This is a genomic window from Robertmurraya phoenicis, from assembly GCF_047302285.1.
Classification (GTDB): domain Bacteria; phylum Bacillota; class Bacilli; order Bacillales; family Cytobacillaceae; genus Robertmurraya.
Window position 1 is genome coordinate 3,227,649 of sequence record NZ_CP154845.1, and the last position, 23,399, is coordinate 3,251,047.

Below are 23,399 nucleotides of genomic sequence, written 5' to 3' on the forward strand. Positions count from 1 at the left end.
AAAACGCTTTATCTACTTTTTTGAAAAAAATGCTCTAACAGCATCCTTATGTTCACTACCACCCTTGATAATCGTTTGAGTATCGATTTCTTTTTCTAATATTTCAGTCAAACTTGCATTTTGATAACGATTGATAAGCAATTTTGACAAAATAAAGGATTGAATTGGCCCATTCATTAACTCATTTGCTATCTCATTAGCCTTTTTAATTAACGAACCTTCAGTCACCACTTCATGAACAAAACCAATTTCATACGCTTCTTGAGCAGTCAATTTCTTCCCCGACCAAATCCACTCTTTCGCTTTCCATTCACCGACCATTCTCGGGAGATGATAATGAAGTCCCAAATCAGGGATTAAGCCTACATTTTTAAAGGATAGAACGAACTTGGCATTTTCTTCTGCAACAACGATATCAGAAGCAATCGCTAAACTCATTCCAGCTCCTGCTGCATATCCTTGTACTGCCGAAACGGTTATTTTACGTAAATTACGAATTCTCTCAATAATATTTGAAGATATTTCCATCCCTTTTTTTACTTCCATCGGATCATATTCTGACTGCATCGTCTTGACGTCTCCACCTGCACAAAACGCTCTTCCTTTCCCTGCAAAAATAACCACTTTAACACTTGGTTCATGTTCAATAAGATCTAATGCGTCCTTTAATTCATCTTTTAATTTCTTACTTAATGCATTTAAAGAATTCGGTTCATTTAAGAAAATGCTGGCTACTCCGTTTTCAAGAGTCATTTCGACGCTTTTCTCCATTGATTTCACCATCCTTGCACAATGGAATATTTTAGATTATATTGCGAATATTCGTAAAATTATTCTTAATACTTTATAGCAAGAAGTGTGCCAATTCATCAGTCATATTTAAATACGATTAATTTAACACATTTTACAAAGTGAAATTAAATAATAGTTCAATTTTTAAACATATTTAAAAATGCCGTTCATTATCTGAACATCTTGTTCCCATCTTATCCATTCAATTTTTTCCATAATGTCGTCCTACTGATCCCAAGCTTCTCGGCTACTAATGTTCGATTTTGATTGTATCTTTCTAACATATTCTGAATGACCTGTTGCTCAATTTCTTCCATTGTTCCTAAATTAACAACGAGTCCATCCTTCGTTTGTTGCTTATCAGATTCTGTTTCCATAAATATTTCATGAATAAATTCTTTGCCTGAAAAGTTTAAGCTTTGTTGTCTTAAGTACAGTCTTTCAATAATATTTTCTAACTGTCTAATATTCCCTGGCCAATGATAGGAAGTAAAAAAGTTACGTAGCTGCTCCGGAAGCTCTTCAAACATAAAAGTAGCTCCCTGTTTTTTTAAAAATTCATTCACTAATAAAGGGATATCCTCTCTTCGTTGAAATAATGGAGGAATTTCAAGATGGAGGACGCTCAATCTAAAATATAGATCAAGTCGAAACTTCTCTTCTTTTACTAAATCCCATAACTTTCGATTTGTTGCCGCAACAATTCTTATATCAACGGGGGTCACCCGATCTCCTCCGATTCTCATGACCACTTTTTCTTGTAACACTCTTAATAATCTCGTTTGAATATGGGAAGGGATTTCACCAATTTCATCTAGAAAAATCGTTCCTCCGTGAGCCAGTTCAAATAAACCTTGTCTACCACCTTTACTAGCACCTGTAAAAGCTCCCTCCGCATACCCAAATAATTCGCTTTCTAAGATAGATTCAGGTAATGCAGCACAGTTCACAGCAACAAATGGTCCGTCTTTTCTTTTACTAGCATTATGTATGCTTTGTGCAAATAGCTCTTTCCCAGTACCACTTTCTCCTATTATGAGGACAGTTGAATCCGTTCCAGAATACTCTGATGCCAACTGAATAATATCTTTCATCTTTTTACTCTGATGGACAATATCAGAAAAAGAGTATTTAGCAACCAATCCTTTTAAATGAAGTTCTCTTCTTATTTTATTCTCCAATTTTTGTATTTTGCTAACTTCACGGAATGTGATAACGGTTCCAATTCTCTTATCCTCAACTAAAACTGGTTCAAAAGTGATATTCATGTTTTTCCGAGTGAAATTCCCGCTACTTAAATAAATGTCTTTTTCACGGAGAAAACTTGGTAAATGAATATCGGAAATTTGCTCCATATTCTTCCCAACTACATTCTCTGCCTTTACATTTAGGATTTGTTCTGCAGCAGGATTACATGATTCAATTTCCCCATTTCGGTTTATAAAAAGAATTCCCTCTTCAGATGCATTAATTACCGCATTATGACGTACAACCTTTTCTTTCAGTAGAATGCGGTCCTGGGCTACTTTATTGGCTAGAATCAGGGACCTTTTTATCGTTCTTTCACTTGCGGTCAAATACATACTCTTCATTCCATACTTTTTAGCAATTTGAGCTGAACGAATTCCTCCTCCTAAGACCACATCAATTCCCATTTCTTTTGCAACTTTTATCTGCTCCTCTAGTTCTTGAGCTGAATTATAGGGTAAAATCGTTACCTCAAAACCAATCACCTTCATCATCTCGTCAAAATCAAACAGAAAGCCTTCTTCCGGATACGTAATAAAACAAACCCTCTTACCCAATTGTCTAGCGCGAATAAAACCTTGCAAAATATCAAATTGATCTGAATCATGGTTCACAACCGGTAAATCTACCATACTCTTTACAGCCCGTGCCGTTCCCGCTCTACTAATCACTACTTCATAATTTCCGCAATCGACCATTTCTTTTACTTTTTGAGCCGCTTCAGTCAAAATACCTTCTATGACCGTCACCTCAATTTGAAGATCAGAGGAAACCTTTTGGATCATTTCAACTAATTCTGGATAACCAGCTGTCATAATAAGCCTTGGATTCATCAAAAATCTCCTTTCTTTTTTCAGTTCTCTGAACGAATGTTCATATAAAAATTGTTGTAAATCTAGGTTGGTGTTAGAATTTAAAACACAACGTCCATTTTTCTAACTAGATACTTGTACATATTATCATATTATTAGAAAATTTAATATTTTAAATTATGATTCAAATTAAAAACCTTGTACATGAATTTTCACATACAAGGTTTCATCATTAAACATATAAATTTTCCACTATCGTACTTATTCCCAAACCACCCGCAATACATAAGGTAACAAGTCCATATTTTTCACCTCGGCGCTCCATTTCATGTAGAAGCTTAGTCATAAGGATTGCCCCAGAAGCACCAATTGGGTGTCCTAATGCAATTGCACCACCATTGACATTTACTTTTTCCACACCTATATTCCATTCCTTTAAGACTGCAAGTGATTGAGCTGAGAACGCTTCGTTTAATTCAATTAATCCAATATCATCTAACATGAGTCCTGCCATCTGTAATGCTTTTAATGTGGCAGGAACAGGACCGATTCCCATTTGATCTGGCGCAACTCCAGCTACCGCCTGAGCAACGACTTTTGCTTTCGGCTTCATCCCAGCCCTTTTTGCAGACTCACTAGACATAAGTAAAAGTGCAGCTGCACCATCGTTTCTTCCACTGCTATTTCCTGCCGTTACCGTTCCGTTTTTCTTAAATACGGGTGCAAGTTTTGAAAGCTTCTCTAGTGATGTATTTCTCGGGTGTTCATCTGTATTAAAGATCTTCTGTTCTTTTTTTCTAATAATCTTGTAATCAACTATTTCCTTTTGAAAAATGCCTTTCTCAATCGCTCGAAGGGCAAGTTGTTGACTTCTTAATGCAAATTCATCTTGTTCTTCTCGTGAAATATCGTATATTTCAGCCAGATTTTCTGCTGTATATCCCATGGTTAAATGCCCGTACTGTTCTATCGGTTGAGAGCGGGGCTGACTTTCTGTATTTGGATCCAAAATTTCTCCATTCCCTGATTTAAAACCAAAACGTCCATGGCGGATATAATAAGGAGCTGTACTCATACTTTCCGCCCCTCCAGCAATAATACAATCAGAAAGTCCACATTGTATTTGCTGAACTGAATTATTAATCGCTTGGAGACCTGAACCACATTGTCTATGAACCGTGTAAGCAGGAATTTCAACCGGAAGCCCTGCCCTTAGCGATGCTACTCTTGCTAAGTTGGGTGTATCCGTACTTTGCTTCCCTTGACCCAAAATGACTTCTTCAATGCTTTCCTTTTCAATACCTGTTCGGTCAATAACCCCATTGATTACTTTTGCAGCTAAAACGTCCACTTCAACATCTTGTAGACTTCCGCCTATTTTTCCGATAGCGGTACGAACGGAATCGACGATGACAACATCTCTCACTTAACTCCCCCCTTTTCATCTTCATACGTATAAAAACCTCTTCCTGATTTTCTCCCCAGTCTTCCAGCCTTAACATATTTTATTAGCAGTGGGCAAGGCCGATATTTTTCACCAAGTGTTTGATAAAGGTATTCCATATTACGAAGACGAGAATCAAGTCCAACCAAATCAGCCAATTCTAAAGGACCCATTGGATGATTTAATCCTAACTTCAGAGCTTTATCGATGTCCTCAACTGAAGCGACACCCTCCATTAACATATTCATTGCTTCATTTCCAATTAAGCAATTCATTCGACTCGTCACAAAACCAGGAAATTCGTTGACTTCAACTACTTCTTTTTTCATTCCTACTGCAATGTTTTTAACTTTTTCATACGTTTCATCGGTTGTATCTAATCCCCTCACAATTTCTACGAGCTTCATTTTATGAGCAGGGTTAAAAAAATGCATTGCCACACATTTTTCTGGCCGAGAGGTTTGTGCACCAATTTCTGTAGGGCTCATGGTTGAAGTGTTGGTTGCTAAAATGGTATGGGGTGGACAAATTCGATCAAGTTCCTTAAAAACATTAATTTTCACATCCATTTTTTCGATCACTGCTTCAATAACGAGATCTGCATCAGATGCTGCCGATTCTATATTTGTGGCAAAAAACAATCGTCGCAGAGTTTCATCTGCCATTTCTTGGTTCACATATCCTCTTCCTACCGATTTTTCCAGCTCTTTTTGGATATAGGCTTGCGCATCGTCTAGCACGTTTGCATGCAGATCTAGTAAATAAACATTATTCCCTGCTAATGCAGCTGTGTAGGCAATGCCACGCCCCATTACGCCTGCTCCAATTACAGCAATATTTGACATCTTTGTCCCCCCCTTGTCGATGTTATATCGATCATTTCATTTTTTGATAAGATATAATTTGCTCCCTTTGTTTAGAACAATTTTGAAGAAGCACGGTGAGTCTTTAAAATCTCACTATATTTAACAAGATAGTCCATTACACTTACAACTCTTTCCGGAGTAGAGTAAACGGGAAAATTTTCTTTGCTATATAAAGCCATCGCCTGTGGAGCAATCATATCTGCCCCTAGTCGGCCGACTACTAATGGTTTATCATGATTTTTAAATACGTCGATTAAGGCATTAGCGATAATCGTTGCCCCTGGGTCAGCATTCGTCGTGAGCATGACGATCACACCATCAATATCTTCATCTTCTATGAGAGTTTCGACTACTTTTTTGAACATTTCTGGTTTCGCAATCACTTCTGCAGTAACATCGACAGGATTTTGTGCTGAGCCAAAGGGGGGGATTAATTCTATGATTTTGTCAGCCGTATTGGTTAGTTCAGGTACGTCTAAACCGCGTTCTGAACATAAATCGGCAATAATGCTACATGCTCCTCCAGATGCTGTAATCACACCTATCCTTTTTCCCTTCGGTAATGGCTGTACAGTAAATGCACGGGAGACATCGATAATCTCATCTGAGCGCTGAATTCTCAAGGCACCGAATTTTTTGAATGCTGCAGAATAGACTGCGTCATCACCTGCAATAGACCCTGTATGAGATTGAACAGCCCGCTTTCCAATGCTTGATCTCCCCGTTTTATAAACTAAAACAGGTTTTTCAGCTTTTAATGCTTTGGTCATTGCTTTTTTGAATGCCTTTGGATTTTTTAGCCCTTCCATAAATACGGTAATGACTTTTGTTAATTCATCTGCTGCTAATACTTCTACAAAATCTGCTGTTGATAAATCTGCTTCATTGGCTACACTTATCCAACGACTAAATCCCGCTCCTTGCTCCCATGCTCTGCTTAACAATGCACTTCCCATGGCACCACTTTGAGAGACAAATCCAATATTCCCTGGAATCTTTACATTTGATTCAAGTGCCGCTCCAAACGCTGTATAAATATTTTGACTTGGGCTGGCAATTCCAATTGAATTGGGACCGAGGACACGAATATTGCCCTTCTTAGCAATAGATAGAATCTTTTCTTGGAGAACTTTCCCATCTTCTCCGATCTCAGCAAAACCGGATGAATAAATAATCGCTGCTTTAACACCTTTTGCAACACATTCCTCCATGACACTCGGAACATGATTCGCCCCAACGATAATACAAGCTAGTTCCACTTCACCAGGTATATCTAATAGACTTGAAAAGGCTTTGTAACCCATAATTTGATCAGCTCTAGGATTAATCGGATATAATTTCCCTTTATATCCATTTTCGATAATATATCTTAAAAGCCTTCCACCATTTTTCTTCTCATTCGTAGATGCACCTATGACAGCAATGGAAGTAGGATTAATCATATGTTCTACATAGGATAAATCCCTCTCTTTCGGATCCCCTGCTGATGGCGCACCCATTAAGATCCGCACATCACAAATAGCAGCATGATTCCCATTAAAAATAACAGGATTTAAATCTAATTCTTCAATTTCAGGCTTTGATTCTACGAGGTCGTTAAGAGATAAACAAATGGAATACAGTAATTGCTTATTAATTCCTTTTTTTCCTCTGTAACCATCCAAAATCGGATACCCTTTAAGTTCCTTCAACATATCTTTTATATCTTGAACGGTTACGGGCATCATTCTCATTGAGAAATCCTTCATGATCTCTACAAGAGTTCCACCAAGTCCAACAATAAGTTGATGACCAAAAGTTGGATCTTTTTTTATTCCAAGAAGTAATTCAATCCCCTTAGCTGCTAACTCTTGTACCAGAATCCCAGTTAATTTGGCTTCTCGATTATACTTTAAAGCGTTTTCAATTATTTCATCATATGCTTTTATTAATTCTTGCTCATTTTGTATAGGTATTTTAACGATTCCTGCTTCTGTTTTATGAATGATGTCTGTTGACATTCCTTTTAGAACTACTGGATAACCTATTGCTTCTGCAAATTCTTTTGCTTCTGCCTGGGTGGTTGCTAATTTTGATTTGGCTACAGGTAGCTCAAATTTTCTTAGCAGGTCCGCCCCTTCAAACTCCATTAAAAATTTACTAGCAGGAGATTGAGTATCAGCAACTGTCGATTGAATAATTGTATTATTTTCAGCCAATTCGTTTCCTCCTACTCTTGATTATTTTCTTTGACTAAATCTCATTCCGAATACTTCTTCAGCTATTTTATTCTTCATCATTTCAGGTGTCCCACCTGCAATCATCCATCCTCTTACTCTTCTAAAAATGTATTCTAGTGGATAATCTGTCGAATACCCATAACCACCGAAGATTTGAACGGCTTCATTGGCGACTTCAAATGCTGTCGTATTGATATATGCCTTTGCCATCGATGATTCAAGTGGACTCGGAGCCCCTTTATCCGCATTTGTGGCCGCACGATAGAGCAATAGTCTTCCAGCATCCAATTTCATTTTCATTTCCGCTACTTTCCACTGGATTCCTTGAAATTCAGCCAATGGTTTACCAAATTGCTTTCTTTCTTTCGCATGTTCTACTGCTAAATCAAAAGCAGATTGGGCAAGTGCTAATGATCTAGCCGTGTTCCCCATTCTTTCAATATTGAACATCGTAAACAATCTTCTAAAGCCATCCTCTGGCACGAGGATATTTCCAACTGGAACCTCACAATCTTCGAAATATAGGGCACAATGTTCTTCCCCACTCATGTGGGTTTCTGTTTTTCCAACTGTAAATCCTGGTGAGTCTCTTTCAACTAAAATGGCACCAGATGTTTTAACTCCTTCTCCGAAACGCACCCAGACAACATAGTAGGAATTATGAGGACCGTGAGTATTAAAGACTTTTGTCCCGTTTATGATGACCTTATCTCCCTCTATATTTGCTCTAGTACTTAAATCCGTTACCGCCGAACCTGCATTAGGCTCAGACATTGCAACAGATATTAATTTATCTCCTTTGAGAATTTGTGGTAATACTCTTTGCTTTAATTCTTTGCTTCCATAAGCAGCTAACTGCCTAATCGCACCAAAATTCCCCACCTGAAACATATCTGCCGTGTTTGGACATACCTTCGCAATTTCTTCCATGACAATAATGGCATCGATTAACGGTAAACCTTGCCCTCCATCCTCTTCAGATAGAGTCATTCCCATTAGTCCATACTCCGAAAGAATTCTTGCATTTTCCCATGGAACTTCTCCGTTTTTCACCCATGTATATGCTTTTTCAGAGAATTTTTCTTTTGCGAAATTTCTCGCCCATTTCCGCAATTCCTGTTGTTCTTGAGTAAGATTAAAGTCCATTTTTATTTCTCCTCCCATTAATACATTTTATATCTTGGAAACACTTTCATTTCTTGCATAAAGTGTGCCAATATTCAAATTGGCTAAATCAGGATTTTCTCATTCAATATATTTCCCCTGTTTATTATTTGAACAGTAGCGTTCTGATATTTTACATTTTATTCCCCTTTAAAATTTGCTTCTCTTTTTTCCAGAAATGCATTTATACCTTCGAGTTTGTCTTCCGTGCTAAACAAAATGGATTGGGCAAACTTCTCCAGCATTAGAGCTGTTTTCAAATCGGCATCAAATCCTTGATTAATCACCAATTTAGCTAATTTTAATGCAAGTGGTCCCTTCTTTACGATCTTTGAAGTTAATTCCTGTACAGCATTCCACAAATCTTCTTTTGGGACAACAGTTGAAACAAGACCGATTCGTTCCGCCTTCTGGGCAGAAATAATATCACCAGTTAAAATCATTTCCACGGCCCTGCCTTTCCCAATAATTCTAGCTAATCTTTGTGTTCCCCCTGCTCCAGGAATAATCGATAAGTTCAGTTCCGGAAGTCCAATTTTCGCATGCTCCACTGCTATTCGTATGTCACAAGCCAGGGCTAACTCGCATCCTCCTCCCAGGGCATATCCGTTTATTGCGGCAATCGTTACTTTGCTGCTATTTTCAATTTGTTGAGCAAGGCCTTGATTTCCTGGAAGTAAGGCATCTTTTGACTTCCTCTCTTTTAGTTGCTTTATATCGGCACCTGCTGCAAAAGATTTATCTCCTTCTCCAGTAAAGACGATCACTTGCACAGACTCCTCATTTTCCCAAAGTTCTAGTACATGCCCAATTTCTTGCAAGGTTGTTGCATCGAGCGCATTTCTCACTTCAGGTCGATTGATTTTAATAACGCCTATTTTCCCATCAATATCCGTCATTATATTTTGGTACATTCTAATTACCCCTCTCTCTTCTTCATCACATACCCCAATATGCAAATTTTGTACCAACACGAAAAAACGGAACCCTTTTTAGTTCCGTTTTGGTCATATAATCATTAAGTTTATTTCGCACTATGCTGAGTTACCACTAGATTGTTCTTTTTATAAAAATAATAAACAAACCACCGCAAAATAGGAGGTACAACAAAAAAGATAAAGAACAAGCGAAATAATTGATAGCCAGCAACAATAGAGAGATCAGCATGAATTTCGGCTGCTATAATTCCCATTTGGTCCATTCCACCTGGTGCAAGGCTAAGCGTACTTGTGGAAAATGGAATATTTTTTATATGGGAAAGGAGCCAACTCATCCCCCATGATCCGAGTAATAATAGAACGCCTGAACTGATCGCTACACTTATCATTTTCATTTTGTATTCAATTTCTTCAAGATGAATTAATAATCCTATATAAGCTCCAATCATCAATTGAGAAATATCCAACACGGTCGATGGAAGTGTTGGACCCAAATATCCAAATAAGCCAATAACCGCTGTTGCAAAAATGGGGCCTACCAAGAACGGGGTAGGCAACCTCAATTTTTTTGCGATAAAAATGGAGAGGATTAAGATCGGGATATACACTAGTATATCTGGGAATAAATCGCTCCAGCGTACCGTTGGTGAATGAATAATGGTTGTAGCAACAGTCCCTTCTTTTGCCACAAATGGACTAAATACAAACAGCGGGACAAAAATGATTATCAAGATTAGTCTAGACACTTGTAAAAATGTGACAATCGATAGATTAATATTCTTAATCTCTTCCCCTAAAAGGAGCATTTGCGAAAGTCCCCCGGGAATACTTCCGATCAAAACGGAAGGAAAATCTAATTTCGTTACTTTCGAAATAATAAATGCTAACCCTACGCAAAAGCTAATTACAACGATTGTGCTCAAAAATATCGATGGAAGCTGTGCAATAATTAACTTTATGGCCTCTTTCGTAAATGATAGACCAATAGAATAACCGACAATGATGATTCCGAAATCCCTGATTTTTTGAGGCCAATATAATTTGAGTCCAAGACTAGAAGCGATTAATACAGCGGCCATGGAACCAAGCAACCATGGAATTGGAAGATGAATTAAGTTGGCAATTGCCCCGCCAACGATGGCAATTGCAGACGTCTTTATAAGTAAAAATAGGATGGTGTGATCAATCATTTTCGTCAAAACATCATGCACCTCTTTAATGCTCAAAAGTGAACTACATTTCCTAGTATATGGCAAACAAACAAATGTTACCACCAAGAGATACTTTCTATAACTATTATCCTATTTTATATATGGAAGTCAGAAGCACATCTTAGGATATTTTGTTAGATTTTCAGAACCTTTGAAGGATTATATCTATTATTGTAGAAATTAAGAGATAAAAGAGATCATGTATGTTTTTTTTTTGGGGGGGGATTTTATATTTTGCTTGAGAACGTTGGTCACATACTATACCATGTATTAATTGTGATTTTTCCCATTCTGTTATACTACTTTTTGGCCATTCTCAAAAATATCTATACAATGCGAACACATAAAAGTAAGATACTAGCATTAATTGTGTTGATTCTCCTATTAACAATTTCGTTCCCTGTGTCTTATGCGAACGGGTTTGTTTATGATTTTCGTATTATACCGATCATAGTTGCTTTTTTATATCTAGGTCTTTGGCAAGGAATAGCGACCATCATTATTATGCTTTTATATTTGCAAATATTAGGTCACTCTCATATATTCATTACTCTTTTAAACTATGCCATCATGACAATTATTTTGTTTTATTTAAGCAAAAAATTTAAAACTCTTCCCTTAAAGAAAAGTCTGCTGGCTATCAGTATTATCTATTGGATTATTACACTTACTCGGAGTTATTCGTTAATTCATAATAAACAATTTGAACACCTTTTAACGATGTTCGTTTTTTCCTTTATTACATGGTTTACCTTAATGCTTGTTTTTGTTCTTATCGAAAATTTCAAACAGCAAATTAAATTACATCGGGAATTGCAACGTTCCGAAAAACTAAACATTATTAGCCAGCTTGCTGCATCTGTCGCGCATGAGGTTCGAAACCCGATGACTACTATTAATGGATTTTTACAGTTGATGCGGAAAGACCGAAATATCACTGAACAGCAACGTACATATATTGACATTTCTTTATCTGAACTAAATCGGGCCCAAGACATTATTAATGATTATCTTTCATTAGCGAAACCGAATGATAAAGGATCTCGACCCGTAAATATTAGTGAAGAATTATCAAAAACGATTGAATTGATGACCTCCTATACAAACATACAAAACATTGAAGTCAACTCTGTTATAGAGCCTGCACTCTTTATAAAAGGGAATGCTGACGAGATCAAACAAGTATTTATCAATATCATTAAAAACGGAATTGAAGCCACGAAACAAAGTGGTAGACTTATCATTTCGGCTTTTTCAGATAATAGACATGTCATCATCAAGATTTCAGATAATGGTGAAGGGATGACAAAAGAACAGCTTTCACGAGTTGGTACCCCTTTTTATTCAACGAAAGATAAAGGAACTGGAATCGGCTTAACCATTTCCTTTCAAATCATTGAACAATTAAAAGGTACTATTTCGGTCGAAAGTGAGCTTGGTCTAGGTACAACTTTTATCATTATACTTCCTCTTAATAAAATGGAGAAGGCTGAGAAAATCGTAAGTATTCCGGTCTAAACATCTTAGTTAAAATGAGAGAGCCTCCGAATAGGAGACTCTCTTAATCTATTATCTTGAAGAAACGGTTTTAGCATAACCCTTCTTCGCTTTTAAATTCAACAGTTCCTTTACCATAAACAATGGTCCTCCAAGCACCAATAAATATCGAGCTTCAACCACTTGTTTCATAAAGGCAGCGAAACGGCCGGTTATTTTCACTCCAAAAACATTCCCGACAGCTGCACGGCTTCCAATTGACGCAACCGTTCCTTTATGGCTATACATGAATGGCTGTAGGGAATGACCGCGAATCGCAGCTGCTAGATTTGGTCCACACACTTGCGCTTGTTGGATCGCCACTTGAGCTGTTGCAGCAAGTGGTGCTTGATCTTCATTCTCATAGTAAGATGCGTCTCCTACACAAAAAACACCATCGAGTTCTTTTACACGTAAGTATTGGTCCACAGGAATTTTCCCTCTCACGAGATTAAGATTCCATTTTTCCAAGAGTCGATTAGCCCTTACTCCACCGGACCAGATTAGCGTCCTTGCGGGTACCTGATAACCATTGTCAAGCGTTACTGCATCACTTGTACACTCGACAATCTTTGTTGATGTTACCACTTCAACTCGATTCTTTTTCAAATAATAAGTTGTGAAGTCAATGAGTTTCTGATCAAAGAACGGTAATATTTTATCCGATGCTTCTACGTTTACAATTCTCGTATTCTCTAAAGGAATCCCATGCTTTTTACAAAGCTTAGGCAGTTGATCAATCAACTCCCCAACCATTTCAATTCCGGTAAAACCAGCTCCCGCCACGATAAATGTAAGATGAGATAAATCGTTATCCTCAGCATACTTCTCAAATTGATGCTGAATATGATGTTGAATAGCTTTAGAACTTCTAAAGCTACGAATCTTAAAGGCATTTTCTTCCACACCAGGGATACCAAATGTATCTACATCAAATCCAAGCGCAATCAATAGATAATCATATTCAAGTGTTTCATTATTTTCTAAAATCACTGTTTTGTTGGTGAAATCCACGTGATGGACAATTCCCTTTTTAAAATTCACGATATTTTTCTTCAGTAAATCAGGGATGTGTAGGGCAACTTTATCATCTAACGCTGTACCAGCACCTGTCTTATGCAACTGGGTAGATATATAATGATAATCATGTTTATTAATCAAAGTAACTTCTGCTTCACCATTGTTTAATGTATTTTCTAGCTCTCTGCTCGTAATAATACCACCATAGCCTGCTCCTAAAATAATTACCTTTGGCTTTTTCATCCGACTTCATTCCCTTTTTGTTTAATTCTGGTATTGTGAATTTTTTCACATAAATCCTCAAAAAATATATGTTTTAAATGTGAATATTTTCACATAAATTAAAACATAGTTAGATAATACTTCACATTTAAAAAAATTTCAAGGGATTTTTATGGATTTATTTCTTGAAACTATAAATCTTTTTAATCCTCACCAAGTTTTACTCAATCTAAATCTTGGGACAGTCGAATCATATCTCTACACCAAATACCATTCTCGATTATTTTTTCCTCATAATGTCTGCTAAAAAAATCTAGATCTACACCAACAATTCTGAAATTACATTTTTGGTATAAGGCTAATTGATCAATACTAGAATTCCCCGTACCAACTTCAATCGTTTTATACCCTTGTTCTTTCGCTCTGTTAATCGCATCCCGCACAAGTTGTTTTCCAATACCATTTCCCTGTTCACTTTCAGCAACAGCGATATTAACTAATTCTACTGTCTCTGGTCTTGTTGGAAGAAGGACATATGAACCGATTATTTCTTGCTCTTTTTCTGCTACAAAGCATTCGCCTCTTTTTACATATTCTTTTACTAATTCTGTCGATGGATCAGCAAGTAGTAACAGTTCCATCGGTGGTTCTTCTAAGGATTTTAATTTTCTAATTTGCATGATTTCCTCCATATTAAATGGCTTTGTCCTTGTTAACATGATTTTCAGGTTTCACATTCTCCTATGTACTTTTTTCAACAAACCTCGCTATAAATGCCCCTACAAGAAGTGAGATAACGGGTGCACTGATACTCATAATTGAAATATTAGAAAATGCGATAATAAAAGCAAATGCCGTACTCATTTTCATCGCCTCCTTAGAAAAACTTTGGTGCAAACTATTCCCGAAAACACCAATAAGGGAAAATCCGACGATAATGGCGATAAATTCTTTTGGTAATGCTTGAATGAAAGGTATGAGTTTCCAAGAACAAAGTCCGAAAATAAGAAGCAGCACTCCTGCCACAACTGCTCCCATATATCTTTTTTCCTTCGGTCCAGCTTCCTCCCCTGAACAAATAACCGTAGCCATTCCCGCTGTATTGGCTGACTGGCCACCAAAAAAACTGGTGATGATCGTGAAAATTCCACTTAAGGAAATGAGCTTATTGATGGGGATTTGATAGTTTTTTTCTTGTAGTCCACCAATTGAAACAGCTGCATCATTGCTTAATATTAGTAAAGCAAGCGGAATCGAGACTGAAAGAAAACTGACCACATTGAATTCAGGAATTTGGAATTGAGGGACTAAAAATCCGAATGAGCTACCAACTGTACTCATTGGATAAAATAAGAGCATGATGATGAATCCCATAACTATAGCTGCTATAACGGGCGGAATCCTTGTCTTCCATTTACTAAAAAGAAAGAAAGTCATAAAAGATACAATACCTACTAACCATAATTGATTGGAAGAGGTAATGAAGTTCACCATGTATTTCATGATCATCCCAGCCAGCATGGCCGAAATGATTTCTTTTGGAACTAACTGGATAAACTTAGAGAACACACCTAAAACTCCAATTAAAAACATCAATACTCCTGAAATTAAATAAGCCCCTATTAACTGATGGAAAGTAAACTGTGGTGTGACCGTTACAAGAAAAGCAACTCCTGTAAGACTATGTCCACCAACAATCGGAATCTTATAATATAGCGGTAAGACAATTCCGAAAAGTCCTCCAAATACATAAACAGAAAACATCCATAATGATGTTTGAAATTCAGTAAATCCTCCATTGGCTGCTGCTTCCAATATTAATATGGATGGTCCAGTGATGATAAAAATACCAGCAATCATGCCACTTGCTATATTTTGCGGATTTAGATCATTGATAGGAAACCAATTCCTCTTTAGTGTCTGATTCACGTCTTTTATTCTCCTTTTGATTATTGCCAGTTTGGTGATTTAGATAACTCTACTAAAGCCATCATCACATTGAGCATAAAGATAGCCAGAACAATTGGCACAGCAAGTAAAACATTTCTTCCTAATTTCATTCTGATTACAGCTGTATAGTATCCACAAATAAATAAAACGATGCTCGAAACAAGCAGCATAATCAATAACATGATAAACATCGGCTCACTCCTATACTTATGAATCATCGTAATCTATTTAGCTCTCAATCTTGCCATCTAATCCTCCCAATAAAAAATAGCATCCATAATGATATAATCTCCCGGTTCCTTGTATATGGTTGGAATTTCTGCTCGAAATGGCAATGGTGCGCTAATCAATTCAAAATCAAGAAGAGCGTACTCATACTCTTCTAATGCTAGTTTTAATTGTCTTCCAAGTTCATGAAATTCTTCTCTTAAATACAATTGATTTGAAGCACTAATGATCGACCCGTATCCACCGCTTAATACTTCATTTGATTCGATCCGTATCGTTTTTGAACGATCATCTTCTCCCATGATCGCAACAGGCGCTAACCGACAGATATCAATGATAATTCCTTCTGTCTTTTCCTTTCGAATTCCGTATTTTTCACTCTCAACTGTTACATTATTTTTCGTATAGCAAAAAAATTCAACAAAAGAAGCGTATCCACTTCCAAAATGATTCCACTCTGCTTCACAGATGATATGAGGAATTCGATTAATTCGATGGAATAACCTCCTGATATGCGCTTCAATTTCTTGCTCATTGCCAGTATCATAAGGAAATTTATCCCCAATCGCTTTCCCTGCAATTAAATCTTGCAATTGCTCATTCGTAAACATTTGATTATGTTCACCTCCATTGTTAAAGCAAGAGTTCATCTAAATTAATCCCATCATGATGAACAGGTAATGAATACGTTTTGACCCCTGCAGATTGAAAAATAGGCAGGTTATAATGATACGAAGGATCTTCAATAACCACTGCATCCCCAGGTTTTAGCAAGCATTGCACAACTAAATGCAGCGCCTGTTGCGCACCTGAAGTGATAAGTATACATGAGGGATCTGTATGTATATTTCGATAATCCAACACATGCTTTGTAATGGTAGAACGTAAGATCGTATTTCCCTGTGGATGATCATAACCAAGTCTTCCAACAAAGGAACGAGACGAAGTAATTTCATTTAATTGATTTCTAAGAAAAAGATCTTCCGATAATTCACCACTTGCAAAATTAATTAAATGCTGTTCTTCCATCTCCTTACGTATTCTTTGAGTGATAGGTAAATTAGGCAAAAATGGACCTGATTCAATATATCGATTCCAGCTAGGAATTCGTTTTTTGTGATTCCCCAAATATTTTTGCTTATCATCGTTCCACTTCCATGAATCCGGTGAACCAATCCAACTGATTGAAGTTCATCGTATGCTGCAACGACCGTACTTCTGTTCACTTTCAATTCTTTTGCCAAGGCTCTCTCTGATGGGAGAGCTTTATCGGAAGGAAAAACCCCATTTGCAATGCTATCTTCAATAAAATCAGCAATTTGTTTATAAATTGGTTTCTTAGAGGTTCGATCCAGTTCCCACTCCATATAACGTCATTCCTTTTTGCAGTGACTTGTTTTCATTGTAACTCTACCTGATAGAGAATTTATGAAGAAAGACTTATATACACTCCAAGGGCAATAAGTGAAAGCAGAATCACAACTCCATATATTAAGGTTAAGTTTTTCGTATTGTTCTTGGTTGCTCCCCGATAATCTTCATCACTCTTTTTCGTTAGCCACAACGTCCCTACTAGAGCGATCACTAATATTAATAGAACAGCAGCCATCAATATATTCATATTCTACCTCCATACGAACATCCTCATTTTTGATCCGTTCAAATATTCAGTATAGATGAGAAGAGTCAACTTTTCACCATCCACTTCCTGTTGAATTCAGCCATCCACTTGTAGGTATTGAGATAATTAAGGAAAGGTGCCTCAATCTATGGGAATGAAAATGGAGAGTGCCATAATCAAGAGGCTGGGTCAAAAAGTCGGTAGTAACGACTTTTTGATTCTAGTTTGGAGTGTATAAATTCCCTCGACTTGTGGATCGAGTGTTCGTATAAACAGTAAGAGTATCGGTATGAAAAAATAACAGGAAAAATCAAACATGACCTAATGGTCACCGCGAGATATGAAAATTGGTATGGTGTACAGCACACGAATGAATTATATTTCCATTTTTTTGTCTAGACTATTAGTAACAGATTAAAGGCCGTCGGAATATTGGAGTTTTTAAACCCGAGGAAAAATCCGGCCTATTGCACTTACGAGTACCGCCGATTGTTGCCTCGAGCACGTGTATAAAACTACAACTACTTAAAAGTGTATAATCTGTGAGTCTATTAATGAAAAGAGGAATCTTCATGGATGCTATTCGAAAATGTTGTGCTGGTTTAGATGTTCATCAAGAATCGATTACGGCTTGTATTTTGAACAGTCCATTAGATCGAAAACCTAAGCCGTTAATCAAGAATTTTGGAACCACAACTCCTGAGTTACTTCAACTGCAAGATTGGTTAGCAGAACACAAATGTACGGAGGTAGCTATGGAAAGTACCGGTGTTTATTGGAAATCGGTATGGAACATTCTTGAATCATCTTGTCAACTCACGCTTGCCAATCCAGCTCACATTAAAAATATGCCAGGGCGTAAGACTGATATCAAGGATGCTCAATGGATCGCTCAACTGCATCGATGTGGTCTCGTTCAAGCGAGCATGGTACCAACTCAGGAGATTCGAGATTTACGAGACCGAACGCGCTATCGTCAAAAACTTGTCCATATGATTACATCCGAAAAGAATCGTATTCACAAGTTATTACAAGATGCCAACATCAAACTAACTACGTTCGTTTCTGATTTGTTTGGCGTTTCTGGACGGGCTCTTCTAGAAAAACTAATGAATGGCGAAGTGCTAGACGAAGAACAAGTACGATCCTTGGTTAAAACAAAACTGAAGAAAAAGGTTCCTCAATTACTAGATGCTTTAAATGGAAAGGTACGATTGCATCATCGAGAAATGATCCGTATGCACATGAACACCATCATTTTTTTAGAAGAACAAGTGACACATCTTGAGAAATCCATTCAAGAACTACTGAAACCATACGAAGAAGAAGTTGAACTCCTGGATACGATTCCTGGCATTAATACTGATGTCGCGGCGTGCATCATTGCAGAAATCGGAACCAACATGGAGCTATTTGAAACAGAAGCCCATCTAGCTTCATGGGCTGGAATATGTCCAGGAAATAACGAAAGTGCAGGTGTAAAAAAAAAATCGAAGTCCCGTAAAGGGAACAAGCATTTAAAAGCGATGCTTTGTCAATCCGTTTGGGCAATAAATAGAAAAAAAGATTGTAGAATCACAGCGTTCTTTCATCGAGTAAAGCGACGACAAGGGGAAAAGAAAGCAGCTATCGCAACCGCTCATCTCTACCTTCGCATCATTTATCACATCTTATCAGATAAAGTAGAGTACAGTGAATTAGGCACGCATTATTTACCAAATAAGAAAGAAAGAACGTTAGAACAATTAAAAAAACAAATAGAAAAAATGGGTTATGCGATACAGTTAGAGCAAGTACAAACCAGCTAGCTGCCTATAACCCATTTTTAAAAAGTACAATTTTAGACCTTAGGGGGTCTTTTTTTGCTTTTTTTGAGCAACCAGCATCAATTTTCGTATAAATTCCGCTTAATGAGCAAGCATCATGAAACAGAGCCGAATTAACAGGAAAAATTCCTGCTATTCACTCAAAAAATGCCAAAATAAATGATTTTGCCCTCCATAAGCGGAAAATCTTCCGTTATTTCTCCTAAAAGGGACTCCATTGAGGAGATAACAGGAAAAATTCCGCTTAATAGTGAGAGGTGGTTGGAGTAAAATGGGTCTTCTAGTAGAAATTTAGATAAAGCGGAAATCGATGTGGCTTCTTGAAGGCTAATTTGCGTTGCACTCGATTTTTTGTACCAGGAAAATCGAAGGTCTTGTGTTAATGGCAAAATTAACAGACAAAAATAGAGAGAGGTGAATTTGAGTACCCTTAAATTCACCTTTCTCATGATTTGAAACTAGTTATGTCCCAGCCTCTTGTAAAGGCGATTAGATTACACATGTTCATGGTGATGATGATGTTCGTAACCATGTTCTTTCGCATATTGACGAAAATTTTCTAAATCCTCCATCCCTGATGAAGTACCATCTAACGCTTGATTCATTCGTTCTAACAATACCGTTCTTAACCTTGGATGATAACCAAAATACTCCGCAATCTCGATAGACACTTTCGGATATGTCGCTCGATACTGTTCAGCCATTTTATTCATTCTTTCCATTAATATTCCAGTAAATAAAAAATATGGAAGCATGATGATCTTTTTCGCACCTAATTTAACACAGCGATTGATCCCGTCATCTACACTTGGAGTTGTTACACCCATAAAGGCACTTTCTACGATCGGCACATTTAATTGTTCCCATAAAAGCCGACTAATTTTATAAAAATCCCCATTTGCATAAGGGTCACTTCCGCCTCGCCCAATTAATAGTATCGCTGTATCCTCATGCTTCTCCTTCACATCTAATCCAACTTCCTGGAGTCTTGTTTTTAAGATCTCAAACACTTCCTCATGAATCCCAATGGTTTGACCGTAAGTAAACTGAATATCTGAAAAATGTTCCTTTGCATGTTCAATTTCTGCAGGAATATGAAGTTTCGAGTGACCTGCATGTAAGAGGATAATCGGAATAACATGTATTTCATCCGCACCTTTTTCAACACATTTTTGTATCCCTTCTTCAATATTTGGTGAAGCAAATTCTAAAAAACACGTTTCTACAAGAAGAAATGGATCTATATCTGCTTTTATCAGTTCAACAAATTGTAGAACCTCTTCATTTCCTGCTTGTAATCTACTTCCATGTCCAACAAATAAGACTGCTTTTATCATAGAACCGTTTCCCTTCTTATATTTATTAATTCCTTTAATCCGATTTTCTCCACGCTTTCGTTCACCATTCTCCATTGAGTAAATAACGGCATCTGTGTTTGCAGATTCATGAACGATCGCACGTGCAACATCCTCATCCTGGACTGAATACCACGTCCCTTTCGGATAATCAATCACTACACATTTATCCTTACAGCGACCGTTACAGCGTGTTCTTGAAGTATGGATTTTCTCATCTAAACGATGGATGCGAATTTCGTCACGAATTTGTCCAGTGACATCTTCTGCACCTGCTCTCATACAAGTAGCTCCATTACAAATCATGATATGACGTTCCATTTGACTCAAATTCCAAGTGGTCATTCGATCCCTCCATTAAGTACATGTTCTTGATCTTCTTATTCAAATACCTCTGGATAAAACCTCTTTGCCAAAATGTCCAATGTCTCGGCAACAATTTCCTCTTTTGACGGATATTGCTCTGATAGGACTGGAACTTTAAGATACGCTTCTTTCAAGGGTTCATAAATCTCGTTATCTAAATATGCCGTTCCTACCATCGAGTCTTCTAACCCTAAGGTCAACATAATTTCTGTAACATGTTGATTTAAAGAAACGGCATGTTTCGGAATCTGATCATACTCGATTACAAAACCTTCATTATTTATGACGACCGGTTCTAATTTCTCCTTATCGGCTTCTATATCCACTTCTTCACTTGAGCATGCAACCAACATCATTACTACTGTGCGATGCTCCTCAGGTGTTTTCGTCCATGTAAAGCCAACTCCTAATTTTCTTAAAGCGATTTGCTCTCCATATGTACGTTCTGGTGATTTAATAAATTGATAGTATTTCACCTTCATTCCGCGACCAATTGCGCGAAGTGTAACCCCAAGTGAAGCAGTTGTTTTTCCTTTTCCATCACCGGTGTATACCAATACCATCCCCTGTCCCATCTAGTAAATCCCTCCTTAAAGCCACGTTGTTTTATCAGTAAAAGGGGTACGCTTTTTTGGGGAGGTTATTTCTTCGGCAGGATAACCAATGCATAACGTTCCAACTAATTGCTCTTTTTTTGTAGCACCAATGAAAGAGTGCAATGCTGTATCATGAACTAAACCAACCCCACGAGTACGCCAAACCATTCCTAATCCTACATGTTCAGCCATTAACCACATCGACATAATGGCACTACTTACAGCAAACGAATTATCCTTTGTCGCTCCTTCATCTCCATCCACAATTGCGGAAGTTACGACAATAATTATCGGGGTATTTGTTATCGCTGCCATTGAGCTCTCCACTAAGTGGGGTTTTGTTGGGAACCGCTTTTGAAGATAACTTAATGCCACTTCCCGATAATCTTTTAAACTATCACCTTGTAAAACATAAAAATGCCAAGGCTCCCGCATTCGATCATTTGGGGCATAAGTTGCGGCTTCTAATAGCATTTCAATTTTGGAACGTTCCACTTCTCGGTTTTCAAATTGACGAATGGCACGCCGTTTTTTTAATGCTTCTAACATAATTCCTGCTCCTTTTCTGTAAACCAGGCAATTTGCTCCCTTACACGGACAACATCACCAACTAAAATCATCGACGGATTTGAGATCCTATGTTGTTGTATATCTTCTGCAATCGTGGAAAGTGTCCCTGTAATTGTCCGTTGCTTTTCTGTAGTACCCCATTCAATCACAGCAACAGGAGTTTCCCTACTTTTCCCAAAATCCATTAAGTTTTTCGTAATATGAGCAATATTGCCAATGCTCATATAGAAGGCAACTGTATCCATTTGCGCAAGTGCGGACCAGTTAAGAAAATCTTGTCCCTTTTCTGCGCGTCCATGACCTGTTACAATGGCGTAGCTTGCACCATAATCACGATGTGTAACAGGAATTCCTGCATAGGCTGGGGCAGCAATTCCAGCGGTTATTCCAGGGACGATTTCAAAAGGAATATTCGCTGCTCGTAAAATTGCCGCTTCTTCTGCTCCACGTCCAAAAACAAAAGGGTCTCCACCTTTCAAGCGCACTACCTTCCTACCTAGATTGGCTTGTTCAATGAGAATCCGATGAATTTCTTCTTGAATGAGCTTATGCTTGCCTGGTTCTTTCCCACAATAAATAAATTCAGTGTTCTCCTTCGCATATGCCAATAACTCACTATTCACTAAGCGATCATATAAAATCACATCTGCTAATTGAATACACTCTAATCCCCGGATCGTTAATAATTTCGGGTCTCCAGGACCTGCACCTACAATATAGACATATCCGCTCACTGTCGTTCTCCTATCTTTTGTTGTAACCAGACCACACATTTTTCCTTATCCCCTTGTTCAATCCACTCCAATAGTTGCGGCTCTAGCAGTTCCCCAAGCAATTGCTTCTTTATATCTCCTGAAAACAATGAAAGTATCTGCTTACGAGCATCCTTTAGAAAAGCAATATATTCAGCATAATGTTGACCAAATTGCTCCTCTAATTCAGCCTTTACCTTACGTGTTAAGCCTGGACTTGCTCCAGATGTTGAAACAGCGATAACAAAATCACCTCTCCGCACAACAGCTGGATTTATGAAATCTACACGACCTTTTGCATCGGCACGGCTCAGAAGCTGCCAATGTTGGGTCGCTTCCTCGACCGCATTATTAACCTCCTCATCATCTGTAACAGCAAAAATGAGTGATGCACCATCTAAGTCCTCTCGTTCAAATGCTTTCTCTTTCCACATCACAAGTCCTTCTGTAACGTAGCGCTGAAGAGTCTCCGTTAGCTTTGGACTGATCACTGTTATATTTGCCTTTGTAGGAAGTAATGCTTCTACCTTTTGACGGGCAACATGTCCACCGCCAATAATGACCACCTTTTTAAAGTCAATATTCATGAGTAAAGGGAAATAGTTCATCTTTCTCACTCCCAACTTATAAATTTGATTCATTTCTTACATAAATTGAATACAC

General features: G+C 37.6%; 21 protein-coding genes and 1 pseudogene. 2 read left to right on the forward strand and 20 right to left on the reverse strand.

Annotated elements, in window-relative coordinates; translation table 11 throughout:
* Positions 1-12: 12 nt before the first annotated feature.
* The 8 genes from AA0X71_RS16085 to AA0X71_RS16120 all read right to left on the reverse strand — a co-directional run bounded on the left by AA0X71_RS16085 (position 13) and on the right by AA0X71_RS16120 (position 10,673).
* Positions 13-771 carry an enoyl-CoA hydratase/isomerase family protein gene (locus tag AA0X71_RS16085; protein ID WP_413356320.1) on the reverse strand — a complete coding sequence of 253 codons (759 nt, stop codon included), beginning with the start codon at positions 769-771 and terminating at the stop codon, positions 13-15.
* A 215-nt stretch (positions 772-986) separates the two neighbouring features.
* Positions 987-2,873 carry a sigma 54-interacting transcriptional regulator gene (locus tag AA0X71_RS16090; RefSeq protein ID WP_413356321.1) on the reverse strand — a complete coding sequence of 629 codons (1,887 nt, stop codon included), beginning with the start codon at positions 2,871-2,873 and terminating at the stop codon, positions 987-989.
* Between the two features lie 211 nt (positions 2,874-3,084).
* Entirely contained in the window at positions 3,085-4,278 is a 1,194-nt protein-coding gene (locus AA0X71_RS16095; protein ID WP_413356323.1) for a thiolase family protein, read from the reverse strand.
* Entirely contained in the window at positions 4,275-5,141 is an 867-nt protein-coding gene (locus tag AA0X71_RS16100; protein WP_413356325.1) for a 3-hydroxyacyl-CoA dehydrogenase family protein, read from the reverse strand. Before AA0X71_RS16100 ends, AA0X71_RS16095 begins: the two co-directional genes overlap by 4 nt.
* A 71-nt stretch (positions 5,142-5,212) precedes the next feature.
* Positions 5,213-7,360 (reverse strand): acetate--CoA ligase family protein, encoded by a 2,148-nt coding sequence (locus AA0X71_RS16105; RefSeq protein WP_413356326.1) that lies wholly within the window; start codon positions 7,358-7,360, stop codon positions 5,213-5,215.
* Between the two features lie 21 nt (positions 7,361-7,381).
* Positions 7,382-8,527, reverse strand: coding sequence for an acyl-CoA dehydrogenase family protein (locus AA0X71_RS16110; protein WP_413356328.1), 1,146 nt, complete (start codon positions 8,525-8,527; stop codon positions 7,382-7,384).
* A 158-nt stretch (positions 8,528-8,685) separates the two neighbouring features.
* On the reverse strand, positions 8,686-9,459 hold the full coding sequence (locus AA0X71_RS16115) for an enoyl-CoA hydratase/isomerase family protein (protein ID WP_413356329.1): 774 nt from the start codon (positions 9,457-9,459) through the stop codon (positions 8,686-8,688).
* 110 nt (positions 9,460-9,569) lie between these two features.
* The gene (locus AA0X71_RS16120) at positions 9,570-10,673 is read right to left on the reverse strand and encodes an AbrB family transcriptional regulator (RefSeq protein ID WP_413362629.1); all 1,104 of its coding nucleotides are present in this window, start codon (positions 10,671-10,673) and stop codon (positions 9,570-9,572) included.
* A 255-nt stretch (positions 10,674-10,928) separates the two neighbouring features.
* Between AA0X71_RS16120 and AA0X71_RS16125 the strand changes: the two genes are divergently transcribed.
* The gene (locus AA0X71_RS16125) at positions 10,929-12,212 is read left to right on the forward strand and encodes an ATP-binding protein (protein WP_413356330.1); all 1,284 of its coding nucleotides are present in this window, start codon (positions 10,929-10,931) and stop codon (positions 12,210-12,212) included.
* 51 nt (positions 12,213-12,263) lie between these two features.
* Here the strand turns inward: AA0X71_RS16125 and AA0X71_RS16130 are convergent, their stop codons facing one another.
* The 7 genes and pseudogenes from AA0X71_RS16130 to AA0X71_RS16160 form a co-directional block, all read right to left on the reverse strand.
* Positions 12,264-13,493 carry an NAD(P)/FAD-dependent oxidoreductase gene (locus AA0X71_RS16130; protein ID WP_413356331.1) on the reverse strand — a complete coding sequence of 410 codons (1,230 nt, stop codon included), beginning with the start codon at positions 13,491-13,493 and terminating at the stop codon, positions 12,264-12,266.
* A 203-nt stretch (positions 13,494-13,696) separates the two neighbouring features.
* Positions 13,697-14,152, reverse strand: a complete 456-nt coding sequence (locus AA0X71_RS16135; protein WP_413356333.1) for a GNAT family N-acetyltransferase — start codon at positions 14,150-14,152, stop codon at positions 13,697-13,699.
* Positions 14,153-14,213: 61 nt separating this feature from the next.
* Positions 14,214-15,401: a benzoate/H(+) symporter BenE family transporter gene (locus AA0X71_RS16140; protein ID WP_413356335.1), complete on the reverse strand. Its 1,188-nt coding sequence runs from the start codon at positions 15,399-15,401 to the stop codon at positions 14,214-14,216.
* A gap of 20 nt (positions 15,402-15,421) precedes the next feature.
* A complete protein-coding gene (locus AA0X71_RS16145) occupies positions 15,422-15,613 on the reverse strand; it encodes a hypothetical protein (protein ID WP_413356336.1) in 192 nt (63 codons plus the stop codon).
* 57 nt (positions 15,614-15,670) lie between these two features.
* Complete coding sequence (locus tag AA0X71_RS16150) at positions 15,671-16,261, reverse strand: hypothetical protein (RefSeq protein ID WP_413356337.1); 591 nt, start codon at positions 16,259-16,261, stop codon at positions 15,671-15,673.
* Between the two features lie 28 nt (positions 16,262-16,289).
* Positions 16,290-17,017: pseudogene (locus AA0X71_RS16155) on the reverse strand (PLP-dependent aminotransferase family protein); the annotation flags it as partial.
* 59 nt (positions 17,018-17,076) lie between these two features.
* Positions 17,077-17,271: a hypothetical protein gene (locus tag AA0X71_RS16160; RefSeq protein WP_413356338.1), complete on the reverse strand. Its 195-nt coding sequence runs from the start codon at positions 17,269-17,271 to the stop codon at positions 17,077-17,079.
* A 572-nt stretch (positions 17,272-17,843) separates the two neighbouring features.
* Here AA0X71_RS16160 and AA0X71_RS16165 point away from each other — a divergent pair.
* Positions 17,844-19,079 (forward strand): IS110 family transposase, encoded by a 1,236-nt coding sequence (locus tag AA0X71_RS16165; protein WP_413356132.1) that lies wholly within the window; start codon positions 17,844-17,846, stop codon positions 19,077-19,079.
* Positions 19,080-19,591: 512 nt separating this feature from the next.
* Here the strand turns inward: AA0X71_RS16165 and AA0X71_RS16170 are convergent.
* From AA0X71_RS16170 to AA0X71_RS16190, 5 genes are read right to left on the reverse strand one after another with little or no spacing between them, the layout of a single operon-like run.
* Positions 19,592-20,797 (reverse strand): CbiX/SirB N-terminal domain-containing protein, encoded by a 1,206-nt coding sequence (locus AA0X71_RS16170; RefSeq protein ID WP_413356340.1) that lies wholly within the window; start codon positions 20,795-20,797, stop codon positions 19,592-19,594.
* A gap of 35 nt (positions 20,798-20,832) precedes the next feature.
* A complete protein-coding gene (locus tag AA0X71_RS16175) occupies positions 20,833-21,393 on the reverse strand; it encodes a cob(I)yrinic acid a,c-diamide adenosyltransferase (protein WP_413356342.1) in 561 nt (186 codons plus the stop codon).
* A 15-nt stretch (positions 21,394-21,408) separates the two neighbouring features.
* Positions 21,409-21,963 carry a nitroreductase gene (locus AA0X71_RS16180; RefSeq protein WP_413356343.1) on the reverse strand — a complete coding sequence of 185 codons (555 nt, stop codon included), beginning with the start codon at positions 21,961-21,963 and terminating at the stop codon, positions 21,409-21,411.
* A complete protein-coding gene (gene cobA / locus AA0X71_RS16185) occupies positions 21,957-22,718 on the reverse strand; it encodes a uroporphyrinogen-III C-methyltransferase (RefSeq protein WP_413356344.1) in 762 nt (253 codons plus the stop codon). The genes AA0X71_RS16180 and cobA overlap by 7 nt, the downstream gene beginning before the upstream one ends.
* Positions 22,715-23,344 (reverse strand): bifunctional precorrin-2 dehydrogenase/sirohydrochlorin ferrochelatase, encoded by a 630-nt coding sequence (locus AA0X71_RS16190; RefSeq protein WP_413356345.1) that lies wholly within the window; start codon positions 23,342-23,344, stop codon positions 22,715-22,717. The genes cobA and AA0X71_RS16190 overlap by 4 nt, the downstream gene beginning before the upstream one ends.
* Between the last annotated feature and the right edge of the window lie 55 nt (positions 23,345-23,399).

Bases quoted from the DNA above. Each gene is read 5' to 3' on its own strand.
- AA0X71_RS16085 (WP_413356320.1), bottom strand. From the start codon at position 771: ATGGAGAAAAGCGTCGAAATGACTCTTGAAAACGGAGTAGCCAGCATT.
- AA0X71_RS16090 (WP_413356321.1), bottom strand. From the start codon at position 2,873: ATGAATCCAAGGCTTATTATGACAGCTGGTTATCCAGAATTAGTTGAA.
- AA0X71_RS16100 (WP_413356325.1), bottom strand. From the start codon at position 5,141: ATGTCAAATATTGCTGTAATTGGAGCAGGCGTAATGGGGCGTGGCATT.
- AA0X71_RS16110 (WP_413356328.1), bottom strand. From the start codon at position 8,527: ATGGACTTTAATCTTACTCAAGAACAACAGGAATTGCGGAAATGGGCG.
- AA0X71_RS16115 (WP_413356329.1), bottom strand. From the start codon at position 9,459: ATGTACCAAAATATAATGACGGATATTGATGGGAAAATAGGCGTTATT.
- AA0X71_RS16120 (WP_413362629.1), bottom strand. From the start codon at position 10,673: ATGATTGATCACACCATCCTATTTTTACTTATAAAGACGTCTGCAATT.
- AA0X71_RS16130 (WP_413356331.1), bottom strand. From the start codon at position 13,493: ATGAAAAAGCCAAAGGTAATTATTTTAGGAGCAGGCTATGGTGGTATT.
- AA0X71_RS16135 (WP_413356333.1), bottom strand. From the start codon at position 14,152: ATGCAAATTAGAAAATTAAAATCCTTAGAAGAACCACCGATGGAACTG.
- AA0X71_RS16145 (WP_413356336.1), bottom strand. From the start codon at position 15,613: ATGTTTATCATGTTATTGATTATGCTGCTTGTTTCGAGCATCGTTTTA.
- AA0X71_RS16150 (WP_413356337.1), bottom strand. From the start codon at position 16,261: ATGTTTACGAATGAGCAATTGCAAGATTTAATTGCAGGGAAAGCGATT.
- AA0X71_RS16160 (WP_413356338.1), bottom strand. From the start codon at position 17,271: ATGAATATATTGATGGCTGCTGTTCTATTAATATTAGTGATCGCTCTA.
- AA0X71_RS16165 (WP_413356132.1), top strand. From the start codon at position 17,844: ATGGATGCTATTCGAAAATGTTGTGCTGGTTTAGATGTTCATCAAGAA.
- AA0X71_RS16170 (WP_413356340.1), bottom strand. From the start codon at position 20,797: ATGACCACTTGGAATTTGAGTCAAATGGAACGTCATATCATGATTTGT.
- AA0X71_RS16175 (WP_413356342.1), bottom strand. From the start codon at position 21,393: ATGGGACAGGGGATGGTATTGGTATACACCGGTGATGGAAAAGGAAAA.
- AA0X71_RS16180 (WP_413356343.1), bottom strand. From the start codon at position 21,963: ATGTTAGAAGCATTAAAAAAACGGCGTGCCATTCGTCAATTTGAAAAC.
- AA0X71_RS16190 (WP_413356345.1), bottom strand. From the start codon at position 23,344: ATGAACTATTTCCCTTTACTCATGAATATTGACTTTAAAAAGGTGGTC.